Below are 11,756 nucleotides of genomic sequence, written 5' to 3'. Positions count from 1 at the left end.
CAAAAAGGACGAATGGATGGACATGCTGGACGAAGCGGCTGAGAAGCCGAAGGACGACGCCGACGTCAGGGTCGGCCGGCGCGTGCGGGCGCTCAGGCTGGAGCGTAATCTCTCGCTGGCCGAACTTGCAGCCAAAGCCGGCGTCTCGATCGGAGCGCTGAGCCAGATCGAGCGCGGCATGTCGTCATTGCGGGTCCGAGTGATCTGGCCGCTCGCCGCCGCCCTCGACATCGAGCCGTCCGCGCTGATCGCCGACGGCAACGACGCCGGCAACGATCTTTATTGTGTGCGCGCCAACAGCCGGCGTCAGATCCCGGTCAAGTCGGAAGGCATCGCCAAGTCGCTGCTGTCGCCGCCGGCTGCTGCGCTGACCGGCATGCTGGTGACGGTGGAGGCCGGTGGCGGCACCGCCGAAGCCTACGCCCATGCCGGCCATGAATTCGGGTTCGTCCTTTCGGGCGAGGTCGAGCTGGTGGTCGATTCGACCAGATACGGCCTGAAGGCCGGCGACAGCTTCGCCTTCAAGAGCACCTTGCTGCATGCTTTCCGCAATCCGGGCAGCGAGCGCTGCCAGATCCTGTGGGTCAACACGACCAAGCCGTCCGAGGTTCGCGATGGCACCTGATCCACTCGTCCGGCTGGACAAGGTCTCCAAGATATTCCCCGGCAGCATCGTCGGGCTCGATGCCGTCGATCTCGATATTTCGCGCGGCGAGTTCCTGACCCTGCTCGGACCATCCGGCTGCGGCAAGACCACCAGCCTGCGGGTCATCGCCGGCTTCGAAAGCCCGTCGAGCGGCAAGGTTCTGCTCGAAGGCCGCGACATCAGTGCGCTCAGGCCCTTCGACCGTCCGGTCAATACCGTATTCCAGGACTACGCGCTGTTCCCGCACATGAACGTCGCCGAAAATGTCGGCTTCGGCTTGTCGCTGCGCAAGCTCTCCGGTGCCGAACAGGCAAAGCGCGTCGGCGCAGCGCTCGACATGGTCGGCCTTGCTGAAAAGCTCGGCGCCCGCGTGTCCGAATTGTCGGGTGGCCAGCGCCAGCGCGTCGCGCTTGCCCGCGCCATCGTCTGCGAACCGCGCGTGCTGCTGCTCGACGAGCCGTTGTCGGCGCTCGATGCGCATCTGCGCGAACAGATGCAGGTCGAATTGAAGCGACTGCAGTCGCGCCTCGGCACCACTTTCGTCATGGTCACGCACGACCAGACCGAGGCGCTGTCGATCTCTGATCGCATCGTCGTCATGAACAAAGGCCGCATCGAGCAGATTGCGCCGCCGGCGACCCTCTACGACCGGCCCGCCACCAAATTCGTTGCCAGCTTCATCGGCACGATGAACCTTCTGCAGTCGCGCTTCGTCGGCCGTGACGGCGAGCGCTTGCGGTTCGCCGCCGGCGCCCTGCCGCTGGAAGCGGTTTCGGAGACGGGCGAACTGCCTGGCGAGGGCACGGTGCGCACCATCGGCGTGCGTCCAGAGGATTTTTTGGCGACGACCGAAGCGGCGGCCGGCACTGTACCGGTGCGGGTGAACAGCATCGTCTTCCACGGCCGCACCTTGCGCCTTCATGCGGAGCTGGGGCAGGGGACACAGGTGGTGATCGACGCGCCGCGCCGGGCGGAGGGTTTTCAATTCAGCGTCGGCGACGTGGCGCATATCAGCCTGCGCCGTGGCGCCAACTGCCCTATGCTGTCCAGCTAGGCAACGGCCGCGAATACGCCGACCGGGCGATCCACGATTTCCTCGAGATCAAGGGCATCATCGGCGACGGCGCCTGAGCCATCAACATACGGCCGACCGAAATGTGGTTGCGAGCGTTGGTGCTGCCAGTACCGGCGCTCGTATCATTTTCGTTTGATTTGTTCCCTTTTTGTTCTATTCTGCTTGGCTGGGCGGGAATGGCTTTGAGAGGAGCAATGAACATGAATGAGCTGCCCGCATTCAGGATCACCGAAAACGGCCAAGCCGTGTTCAACTGGCAGGAGCTGGATCGGCGCTGGAATGACCGGCTGTTCTTCGCCATTCTTCTTGAAAGTACGATCGCCGTGCCGCTTGCACGCCGGGCCGCAGTCTGGCGGCGAGAATCGGGATTGCGAGGGCAAGTGTTTCCGGCGGAACGCCTGCACATCTCGCTTATTGGGCTCGGCGACTATGATGGACTGCCGGAGGAATTGGTCAAAATCGCCCGCCACGTCGCCTCGATGGTCCAGGCGAAACCGTTTGAGGTGTCGTTCGATCGGTTGTCGGCTTTCGGCGGCGGTGCGTTGGTGCTGCGTGGCAGCGACGGCGTCCCGCCGCTGCAAGCGTTCTGGCGCAATCTTACCGCCCTGATCGCCGACAGCCCGCTGAAGCCCTTTGTGGGGAGCTCCTTTGAACCTCATGTTACATTGCTTCGTGACAAATTGCGGGTTCAAAGGGTTCGAGAACGGGCGATCGAACCCATCAGCTGGACCGTACGTGACTTTGTGCTCATCCGCAGTCTGATCCGGCAAGGCCGGTACGAAGAGCTCGGGCGCTGGCGGTTGAACGGCCACGACGATTCCGTGGCCGCAATGTGAGCCAAGCCAGGGTCCCCTCAGATCGTCTTGACGTAGCCCGCCAACTGATCCGCCACCGTGCCCCAGCCGTCGTAAAAGCCCATCTCCTCGTGGCTGTTGCGCGTGGCTTCGTCGCGGTGGATAGCGGTCGCGGTGTAGCGCGTCGCCTCGCCCTGCGATTGCAGCGATATGACGGCTGTGATGAATGGGTCGCCTGACGGCCGGTAGCCGGGCAGCAGCGCATCGGTCCACACCAGCCGCTCGTTCTGGACGATCTCGAGGTAGCAGCAACGCCTGTCGTTGACCTCCTTGCCGTCGGGCGACTGCATGCGGGTGCGGAACAGACCGCCGGGCCGCAGGTCGATCTCGCAATCGGTGATGATCCACGGCTTCGGCGTGAACCATTGGCGGACATGCTCGGGCTTCGTCAAGGCCGTCCACAGCAGTTCTCGTGGCGCCTCGATCGTCCGTTCGAGCACGAGGTCGAGCTTCGGATCGGGTTGAAAAAACGCGACCATATTCATCTGTCTGTCTCCTTGAGTTTCAGCACGTAGTCGTCGAACTGGTCGAGACGGCGCTCCCACAGCTCACGCTGCTCGGCCAGCCAGCTTTCCGCGAGCTTCAGCGGCTCCGGCGCAAGCCGGTAGGTCCTGACGCGGCCGGCCTTCTCCGAACGCACCAGCCCGCAGCCTTCCAAAACCCTGAGATGCTCGATGAAGGATGGCAGGGCCATCTCGAACGGCTGGGCAAGCTCGCTGACCGAGGCGGGGCTTCGGTTCAGCCGCTCGACCACGCGCCGCCGGGTCGGATCGGCGAGCGCACGGAAAATGCCGTCGATCGGTGGGGGGCTTTCGGTCTGCAGGCTCGTCATGGTCATTTCCTTGCCTCGGCCATTCCGCGTGACCAAAATTAGCTCGGGACAATAGTTAGGAAAATTCCTTACTATTGGCAAGCGCAAAAATCACGGATGCCTGGCAAGGCAGCTGGAAAAGTGAGAGGCACGGTTTTAGGGTGCCATCAGATTCGACCGATCCGAGGAAGCGTTTTGACGATCACCATGTACGGCATCACCAATTGCGATACGGTCAAGAAGGCGCGTTCCTGGCTGGCGAGCCGTGATGTTGCCTATCGCTTTCACGATTACAGGGCAGACGGGCTTGACGCGGATCGGCTGAACGGCTGGTCAGGCAAGGTCGGCTGGGAAATCCTGCTCAACAAGGCGAGCACGACGTTTCGCGAACTGTCGGAGGAGGACAGACTGGGTCTGGACGAGAACAAGGCCAAGGCGCTGATGCTGGCCAAACCGACGATGATAAAGCGACCGGTGCTGGAACTTGGCGACAGGGTTCTCGTTGGCTTCAAGCCTGATGTTTATCAGCAGGCGGTGAGTGGGAAATAGGACCGACCCGCCGCGATCCGTCGCGCCCCCTCTGTCCTGCCGGACATCTCCCACTCTAGTGGGGTGATTGGATGTCACTTCGGCGTTCGCTAGTCTCCAAAGAAGGGCGCTTTCGGCGAAGCTGCCAATCTCCCCCCCTTGGGGGCCCACGAGGGGGAGATGTCCGGCAGGACAGAGAGGGGTGCTGTCCCGCCGGCGTGACTAATTGTTCTCACGCAAATAGCTAGCCAGTGCCACCGCATTGTTGTGCGCCTCGTCATGGGCGCCGTAGAGCAGCGTCACCTTGCCTTCACGGAGCAGGGCGCGCAGTTCCGCCACCGCCTCGCCGTTCCGTTCGAGCTCATCGCGGTATCGCCGCTGGAACTCCGCCCAGCGCGCCGGCTCATGGCCGAACCATTTGCGCAACGCGTCGCTTGGCGCGATGTCCTTTAGCCAGGCCGTCAGCGCCGCGTCCTGCTTGGCGATGCCGCGCGGCCATATGCGATCGACGAGCACCCGCTGCCCGTCATCGGGCGCCGGCGGCTCATAGATGCGCTTGACCGCGAGCTCCATTGCCAACTCCGCATGGGCCAGCAGGCGCCGATGCTTGCTGGCCTTCGCTTAGCGATCCCGGGCCTAAACCCACTCGCCCTTGCGCATCACCGGCACGCGGCTGCCGTCCTTGTGGATGCCGTCTATGTCGATCTTGTCGGAGCCGATCATCCAGTCGATGTGGATGAAACTCTTGTTGCCGCCGCGCGCCGCGATCTCGTCCTGGCTGAGCGAGGCGCCGTCGACGAAGCACTTCGAGTAGCACTGGCCGAGCGCAATGTGGCAGGCGGCGTTCTCGTCGAACAGCGTGTTGAAAAACAGCAGCCCGCTCTTGGCGATCGGCGAGGAATGCGGCACCAGCGCCACCTCGCCGAGACGGCGCGAGCCTTCGTCGGTGTCCAGCACCTTTTGCAGCACATCCTCGCCCTTCGTGGCCTTGGCCTCGACAATGCGCCCCGCCTCGAAACGCACCGCAATGCCGTCGATCAGCGTGCCCTGGTAGGACAGCGGCTTGGTGCTGGTGACATGACCCTCGACGCGCCTTGCATGCGGCGTGGTGAAAACCTCTTCGGTCGGGATGTTGGGGTTGCAGGTGATGCCGTTCTTGGCGGTCGAGGCACCACCCATCCACTCGTGGCCTTCGGCCAGTCCGACGGTCAGGTCGGTGCCGGGGCCGGTGAAATGCAGTGCGTGGAAATTGTGGCCGTTCAGCCATTCGGTGCGGCTCTTCAACGCCGCATTGTGCGCCGTCCAGTTGCCGATCGGGTCTTCGACGTCCACCCGCGAGGCCGCAAAGATGGCGTCGGCTAGCTTGGCCACGGCGACGTCTTCGGCGTCGTCCGGGAAAACCTGCTTGGCCCAGGCCTGATCGGGATAGGCGACGATGTTCCAGTTGATATCGAAGCCGGTGATCTTCTCCAGCGCCGGCTGGTAAGCCATCGAATTCGCCTTGTTGGCACGCGCCACCTTTGCCGGGTCCTGAGAAGAAAGCAGCGACGGATCCTCGCCGCGCACGGCAAGCCTCGCCGCATTATTGGCGAAGGCTTTTGCCATGCCTTCAAAGAGCCAGCCGGCGGCGCGGTCGAAGCCGGCGTCGGCGCCGTAGCGGAAGCGCGCCAGCGTGATCTCGTCATCGTTGAAGATCGGCGTCACCAGGCCCGCACCTGCCTTGTAGGCGTGCTCGACGATCCGCCGCGTCAGAGGCAGCGCGGCGATAGACGAGGTCAGCACCAGATCCTGCCCCGGCTGCAATTGCAGCCCGACCTTGACGGCGACCTCCGCCAGCCTGTCGAGCTTCACCGGGTCGATGCTTGCGGAAACGCCGCGCGAATGTGTGGTCATGATCCTGCCTGCCGTGATTGGGGACTGTGTCTTACATAGACCGGCGCTACCGACCTTTCCACTCTGATGACGCCGGCAGCCCTAGGCCGTGAACTCATAAATTGGGGAAGACTGGGATCGGTGGGAAACGGACGCTCCGGACTTCCTGTACTGGGCGGCTTGGATAGGTGCCATGGTCGTCGAGGTCTGACGACCCTTATTTCAACCGCACTCAGTCGCGGTAGCGCAGCGTTTCCAGCACGAGTGCGAAAGCCGGCGAGTGTTGGCGCCGGCTTGGATAATACAGGTGATATCCCGGCCGAAGGGGGCACCAGTCCTCAAGAACACGCACCAGGCGACCCTGTTCGAGTGGGTAGATCACCAGATCCTCGGGCAGATAGGCGAGCCCGAATCCTTCAAGGCTGGCCTGACAGATCATCGCGAGGGTGTTGAACGCGGCGTGTCCTTGAACGCGCACCTTCAACTCCCGCCCCTCCTTGCGAAACTCCCACGGTGCACAGCCGCCTGTGGGCAGTCGCAGGGGTATGCACGCATGATCGGCAAGGTCTTCAGGCGTGACCGGACGGGAGCGGCTTGCGAAGTATGAAGGCGCTACCACAACCGCCATGCGGAAGTCTGGCCCAACGCGCGCCGAGATCATGTCCTTGTCCACCTGTTCGCCAAGCCGTACACCCGCATCGAAGCGATCGGCCGCAATGTCTGCCAAGCCGTAGTCGTGGATAATCTCGACCCTGATGTCGGGATAGTCGCGCATGAGCCCGACCATGGCGGGCCAGATGATGGTCTCGCCGGCATGCTCCACCGTGGTGATCCGGACTGTGCCGGCCGGCTTGTCGCGCAGGGCGCTGAGGGCGGCAATCTCGCTTGCGATCTCATCTAACTTGGGAGCGATGCTTCGAAACAGGCGATCCCCCGCTTCGGTTAGCGAGACGCTGCGGGTCGTGCGGGTCAGCAGCCTAACGCCGAGGCGCTCTTCCATCGTCCGGATCGAATAGCTCAGAGCCGACTGCGACACGCCGAGCATGGCGGCCGCCTTGGTGAAGCTGCGCTCGCGGGCGACGGCGATGAAGGTCAGGAAGTCATCCAGGCTGTCGCGACGCATTCATCAATCCCCCTTCTAAGCTCATGCAAATTATACCATCTAATTGCATGCCGCTAAAGGAGCTAACTTCCTGACATCAAGGCCAGACGGTCAACCGGAGCAACTCTCCGCGCAATGCCTACCGTCCAACTGGCCCACTGAAGGAGAACAAAATGAAGAAGGTAATCGTGGGCGCGCTCACCGCTCTCACCATGATCGTGAGCCCGGCCGCCTTTGCTCAGGAAGCGACGGGCGCCGTCCCCCGCGCCTACATGATCGGCAGCTATGACATCAAGGATCAGGCGGTGTTTCAGCAGTACATCGAAGCCGCCTCGCCGCTCGTCACCCAGTATGGCGGCCGCGTGATCGTCTACAATCCTAATGTCACTGCCATCGAAGGAAGCTCGAGATCGGTGATCGCCATCGCCGAGTTCCCGAGCCTTGCTGACGCCAAGCGCTACTACAACTCGCCGGGATACACGGCGGCCCGGCAGTTTTTTACCAAGTCGACCGAAGGATTTCGCATCATCACCGAAGGCGCCGGCCTTCCGCAGTGATGCAGTCCGCTAGCGGATGGGTACCAGCATGGGACGTCAGCCCATGCTGGCCATCCGTCCGAATTCGAGGCCGAGCTGCGGCCTAGACAACAGGAGCCCAATATGAGTGTTTGGTTCATCACCGGCGCAGGCCGGGGCCTCGGTCTGGATATCGCCAAGGCCGCGTTGGCGGCGGGCCACAAGGTGGTGGCAACCGGCCGCAACACGGAAAAGGTCGCAAGGGCCGTCGGAAAGTCCGAGAACCTCCTTATCGTCAAGCTGGACGTGACGAGCGCGGCCGACGCCGAAGCCGCTGCCCAGGCAACGCTTGACCGGTTTGGCCGCATCGACGTGCTGGTCAACAATGCGGCGAGTTTCTTTGCCGGGTACTTCGAAGAGTTGACCGCCGAACAGATGCAACTGCAGCTCAGCACCAGCCTCGTCGGTCCCATGAAGGTGACGCGGGCCTTTCTGCCAGCGATGCGCAACCAGCGGTCCGGCAGGGTCATTTCGATCTCCTCGACGGCCGGGCTGATGGGTTTCGAGTTCTGCTCGGCCTATTCAGCCTCGAAGTTCGGCCTCGACGGCTGGATGGAGGCGCTGCAGACCGAAGTCGTGCCGTTCGGCATCGAGACGATGATCGTGAACCCCGGCTTCTTCCGCACCGAGCTTCTCACGGAAGAGTCGACCAACTATGCCGCGCCTTCCGTCGAGGACTACCATGAGCGGCGGACGGCGCAGATCGCTTTCTGGCGTTCTCAAAACGGCAAGCAAGGGGGTGACCCCGCCAAGCTTGCGCGCGCCCTGATCACGCTCGCGGCTGGGGACGTGCTGCCCCACCGTTTCCTTGCCGGTGCCGATGCCATTGCCACGGCAGAGCAGAAGATTGCCATTCTGCAGCAGCAGATCGATACCTATCGCGAGCTGTCGAGTTCCCTCGCCATCGACGACAACGGCCGCAACTAACGACCCCTGCGGAACGTCCGGACTTGCCGTGCTGGTGGCTGAACACCATTGGCACTGCAATTCCGAGGTCAAGACTTCGTGGCTGCGGCACTCTCAAGACCACCTGTGAATTGATCAAATACGTCCGCTAAGAGGTCGATTGTCGACTGGCGGCTTTCCTATTGCAGGGGAATCTGATTCCAGACTCTGCATGAGCCGATATGACCTGACCGACTTCGAATGGCACGTGATCAAGCCACTTTTGCCCAAAAAGGCCACGAGGTGTGCCGCGTGTCGATGATCGGCGCGTGCTATCACCAAAGTCCATGACGGCAAGGTGCAGATGATCGACACCTCTATTGTTCGCGTCCATCAGCAGGGCGCGACGGCAAAAAAGGGGGATCGAGATCATTGTCTCGGTCGTTCCCGAGGCGGGCTGACAACCAAAATCCATGCTCTTGTCGACGCCAAAGGCATGCCGATCAAACTGATGCTCACGGCAGGTCAGATGAGTGACATTACCTCGGCCGCGGACCTGATCACGGATTTGCCGGAGGGTGCCATGCTACTCGCCGACAAGGGCTATGATGCCGACGCCTTGCGCAATGCGGTCAGCGAGCGAAAAGCATGGGCCAACATCCCGCCCAAGGCCAACCGCAAGGACCCGATCTGCTTCAGCCCCTTCTTGTATAAGGCCCGCAACTTAGTTGAGCGCTTCTTCAACAAAGCGAAGCAATTCCGCCGCATCGCAACCCGCTACGACAAGCTGGCTGAGAACTATCTTACCGCGCTCAAACTCGTCGCAATCCGCATCTGGCTACGCGGTAATGAGTCTACGTCCTAGCTGGCCCTCTCGAGCGATCTGAACTGCGCCATCGTCGCCTCGATCTCTTCGCGCATCCAGGTCTTGAAATCCCTGACCTTGCGGCTTTCGCCCTTGCTGGCCGAAGTCACCAGCCAATAGCCGAGGCCGCTCTGCGCGCGTACGCCGAACGGCGCGACGAGCCGGCCGTCGGCCAGTGCGTCGGCGGCCAGCAACTGCCAGCCGAGCATGACGCCGTGACCGGCAATCGCCGATTCCAGGCACAGCATCGGATCGGTGAAGCGCGCGCCCTTCATGAAGGTGACCGGCTCCACCCCCGCCGCTTCGAACCAGCTCCCCCAGCTGATCATCGATCTTTCGTCGGTGATCGCACAGGTCAAAGCAAGGTCCTCGATCGATTTCAGCTTGCTGGCGATCACCGGTGCACAGACCGGAAACACCTCCTGCGCCAGCAGCAATTCTGCCCGCCCGCCCGGCCATTTGCCGTCGCCGAGCCGGATGGCGACGTCGATGTCCGAGCGATCGAGATCGGCAAGCCGCACCGAGGCATCGATGCGCAGGAGCACGTTCGGATGGCGGGCGAAATGCCGCGACAGCCGCGGCAGCAGCCATTTCGAGGCGAAAGCCGGCGCCACCGAAACCACCAGCGTGCACTCCGAGCTTTCATCGGCAAGCGCTACCGCCTGTGCGAGCTCGCGGAAGCCTGCGCTGAGCCGCGCGGTAAAGACGGTGCCGAATTCCGTCGCCACCAGGCCAGCTGGCGTTCGTTCGAACAGCGCCCGGCCGAGCTGCTTTTCGGTCCGGTTGATCTGCTGGCTGACGGCGCTGACCGAGACGTTGAGCTCGCCGGCCGCCGCCGCGAGCGAGCCCAGGCGGGCGACGGCTTCGACGGCGCGCAAGCCGTTGAGATGGACACGGTTCAGCATAGCCATACAGTTTTTCTAAACTCGTACGGCTTAAATCTCAATTGCCAGGCGCTGCCGAATGCCGGATTTTAGGTGGGTTACTCAGAGTGAGGAGGCAAATCCGATGAAGATTTTATCATGGCTCGGCGCCTTTTCCCCAATCGGAATGCAGCCACACCGGCATGACAGCGAGGCCACCAACTGGGTGACCGATCCGCTGTCGCATCCGGTGCTCGACACCATGTCGGAGCGCGAACTCGCCGACATGCCGTTCAGGCTGACTGCGGGTCGTACTCACTTTGAGACGGCCCCGCCAAGGACCTGCTGCGGCTAAACAAGGACTTGCTGGCACTTCAGGCGAGCCAGCCGCCGACGCGGCCGCGAACACTTCTGGCCCAATAAAAGGCGGATTGTCTCACTGGCAGGCGCACCTATGGTGCACCGCGATGAACATCGCTTCGCCCTTGCGTCTGGCAATCGCCGGCATGATCGCCCTGGCCGTCGCCATGGGCATCGGCCGCTTCGTCTATACGCCGATCCTGCCCGGAATGATGGAAGAGCTCGGCCTGTCGCCGGCCGATGCCGGCTGGATCGCATCGGCCAATTATCTCGGCTACCTCGTCGGCGCGCTTGCCGCCACCGGCGGCTGGGCGCAAGGCCGCGAGCGCCAGCTGATGCTGGCCGGCCTCGCCGCCACTGCGATCCTCGCCGGCCTGATGGGCCTGACCGGCACGATGCCCGTCTTTCTCCTCATCCGCTTTCTTGCCGGCCTCGCCAGCGCCTTCGTATTGGTCTTCATGACCAGCATCGTTTTTGGTCATCTCGCCGCAGCCGGGCGAAACGACCTGCAGGCGCTGTATTTCGGCGGAGTCGGCCTCGGCATCGCGGCGTCTTCGGCGCTGTTGGCAGTCCTCGTCACCGAACATGCCGGCTGGGCTGCGGGCTGGCTGTGGTCGGCGGTGATTTCAGCCTGCGGCTTTGCCGCCGTCGCCTTGCTGGCCGGCGGCACCTCGGCCGCGAACAGCACCACCGGGAGCGAGCCGGCATTGCCGACACACCAGTCGCTGGTGAAGATCATCGTCGCCTACGGCCTGTTCGGCTTCGGCTACATCGTCACGGCAACGTTCTTGGTCGCCATCGTCCGCCAGGGCGGCGGCGGCCGCCTCTTCGAGGCTGTGGTCTGGATGGTCACCGGACTTGCCGGTTTTCCCTCGGTCTGGCTGTGGCAGAAGCTCGCGGCTAAAATCGGGCTTTATGCCACCTACGCCCTTGGGTGCCTGGTCGAGGTGGTCGGCGTCAGCGCCAGTGTCATCATGGGCGGGCACACAGGGCCGCTGCTCGGCGGCCTTCTTGTCGGCGGCACCTTCATCGCCATCACCGCGCTTGGACTGCAGACCGGCAGGCAGCTTGCTCCGCAAGCACCACGCCGGATGCTGGCGGTAATGACGGCCGCCTTCGGCCTCGGCCAGATCATCGGCCCGATCGTCGCCGGGATGCTTGCGCAGGCATCGGGTAACTTTTTCCTTGCCTCGATCGTGGCCGCCGCCGTCCTGCTCGCCTCCGGCGCGATCGCCTGGTCGGCTGCGCCAAAATCGCCATGATTATGGTCTTGCTCGGCACCGGGCGTCGGGTAGCGGGCATTTTCTTTCCCACTAATGT

Annotated in this window: 14 protein-coding genes and 1 pseudogene; 9 read left to right on the top strand and 6 right to left on the bottom strand. The window is 62.9% G+C overall.

Annotated elements, in window-relative coordinates:
* The first annotated feature begins 16 nt into the window (after window positions 1-16).
* The 3 genes from NKH89_RS05535 (at window position 17) to NKH89_RS05525 (ending at window position 2,557) form a co-directional block, all read left to right on the top strand.
* Window positions 17-625: a cupin domain-containing protein gene (locus NKH89_RS05535; RefSeq protein ID WP_023716835.1), complete on the top strand. Its 609-nt coding sequence runs from the start codon at window positions 17-19 to the stop codon at window positions 623-625.
* Window positions 615-1,700 (top strand): ABC transporter ATP-binding protein, encoded by a 1,086-nt coding sequence (locus NKH89_RS05530; protein ID WP_023716836.1) that lies wholly within the window; start codon window positions 615-617, stop codon window positions 1,698-1,700. The genes NKH89_RS05535 and NKH89_RS05530 overlap by 11 nt, the downstream gene beginning before the upstream one ends.
* Before the next feature lie 221 nt (window positions 1,701-1,921).
* A complete protein-coding gene (locus NKH89_RS05525; protein WP_352484078.1) occupies window positions 1,922-2,557 on the top strand; it encodes a 2'-5' RNA ligase family protein in 636 nt (211 codons plus the stop codon).
* A gap of 17 nt (window positions 2,558-2,574) precedes the next feature.
* On the opposite strand, the gene NKH89_RS05520 is transcribed toward NKH89_RS05525, so the two are convergent.
* On the bottom strand, window positions 2,575-3,054 hold the full coding sequence (locus tag NKH89_RS05520; RefSeq protein WP_023716838.1) for an SRPBCC family protein: 480 nt from the start codon (window positions 3,052-3,054) through the stop codon (window positions 2,575-2,577).
* Between the two features lie 2 nt (window positions 3,055-3,056).
* Entirely contained in the window at window positions 3,057-3,407 is a 351-nt protein-coding gene (locus NKH89_RS05515) for an ArsR/SmtB family transcription factor (protein ID WP_031193345.1), read from the bottom strand.
* A gap of 174 nt (window positions 3,408-3,581) precedes the next feature.
* On the opposite strand from NKH89_RS05515, the gene NKH89_RS05510 reads away from it, so the two are divergent.
* A complete protein-coding gene (locus tag NKH89_RS05510) occupies window positions 3,582-3,935 on the top strand; it encodes an ArsC family reductase (RefSeq protein ID WP_352908470.1) in 354 nt (117 codons plus the stop codon).
* A 201-nt stretch (window positions 3,936-4,136) separates the two neighbouring features.
* Here NKH89_RS05510 and NKH89_RS05505 read toward each other — a convergent pair whose 3' ends face one another.
* The 3 genes from NKH89_RS05505 to NKH89_RS05495 all read right to left on the bottom strand — a co-directional run bounded on the left by NKH89_RS05505 (window position 4,137) and on the right by NKH89_RS05495 (window position 6,909).
* A complete protein-coding gene (locus NKH89_RS05505; RefSeq protein WP_023716841.1) occupies window positions 4,137-4,493 on the bottom strand; it encodes a DUF488 domain-containing protein in 357 nt (118 codons plus the stop codon).
* A gap of 57 nt (window positions 4,494-4,550) precedes the next feature.
* A complete protein-coding gene (locus tag NKH89_RS05500; protein ID WP_352484077.1) occupies window positions 4,551-5,807 on the bottom strand; it encodes an aminopeptidase in 1,257 nt (418 codons plus the stop codon).
* Window positions 5,808-6,018: 211 nt separating this feature from the next.
* Window positions 6,019-6,909: a LysR family transcriptional regulator gene (locus NKH89_RS05495; RefSeq protein WP_352908469.1), complete on the bottom strand. Its 891-nt coding sequence runs from the start codon at window positions 6,907-6,909 to the stop codon at window positions 6,019-6,021.
* Between the two features lie 152 nt (window positions 6,910-7,061).
* Between NKH89_RS05495 and NKH89_RS05490 the strand changes: the two genes are divergently transcribed.
* The 3 genes and pseudogenes from NKH89_RS05490 (at window position 7,062) to NKH89_RS05480 (ending at window position 9,213) form a co-directional block, all read left to right on the top strand.
* Window positions 7,062-7,445: a DUF1330 domain-containing protein gene (locus NKH89_RS05490; RefSeq protein WP_352484075.1), complete on the top strand. Its 384-nt coding sequence runs from the start codon at window positions 7,062-7,064 to the stop codon at window positions 7,443-7,445.
* Between the two features lie 102 nt (window positions 7,446-7,547).
* Window positions 7,548-8,390, top strand: a complete 843-nt coding sequence (locus NKH89_RS05485; protein WP_352548684.1) for an SDR family oxidoreductase — start codon at window positions 7,548-7,550, stop codon at window positions 8,388-8,390.
* 190 nt (window positions 8,391-8,580) lie between these two features.
* Window positions 8,581-9,213 (top strand): annotated as a pseudogene (locus tag NKH89_RS05480) (IS5 family transposase).
* Here NKH89_RS05480 and NKH89_RS05475 read toward each other — a convergent pair.
* Window positions 9,210-10,124, bottom strand: a complete 915-nt coding sequence (locus NKH89_RS05475) for a LysR substrate-binding domain-containing protein (protein ID WP_352496673.1) — start codon at window positions 10,122-10,124, stop codon at window positions 9,210-9,212. The pseudogene NKH89_RS05480 and the gene NKH89_RS05475 overlap by 4 nt on opposite strands.
* Before the next feature lie 97 nt (window positions 10,125-10,221).
* On the opposite strand from NKH89_RS05475, the gene NKH89_RS05470 reads away from it, so the two are divergent.
* Together NKH89_RS05470 and NKH89_RS05465 are read left to right on the top strand one after the other, a co-directional pair.
* Window positions 10,222-10,431, top strand: coding sequence for a hypothetical protein (locus NKH89_RS05470; protein ID WP_352496674.1), 210 nt, complete (start codon window positions 10,222-10,224; stop codon window positions 10,429-10,431).
* 112 nt (window positions 10,432-10,543) lie between these two features.
* On the top strand, window positions 10,544-11,698 hold the full coding sequence (locus NKH89_RS05465) for a YbfB/YjiJ family MFS transporter (RefSeq protein WP_352588963.1): 1,155 nt from the start codon (window positions 10,544-10,546) through the stop codon (window positions 11,696-11,698).
* Window positions 11,699-11,756 lie beyond the last annotated feature (58 nt).

It is taken from the genome of Mesorhizobium sp. M0923 (assembly GCF_040319365.1).
GTDB lineage: Bacteria > Pseudomonadota > Alphaproteobacteria > Rhizobiales > Rhizobiaceae > Mesorhizobium.
Note: the sequence above shows the minus strand (reverse complement) of the source record. Positions and strands in the feature narration are given on the sequence as shown.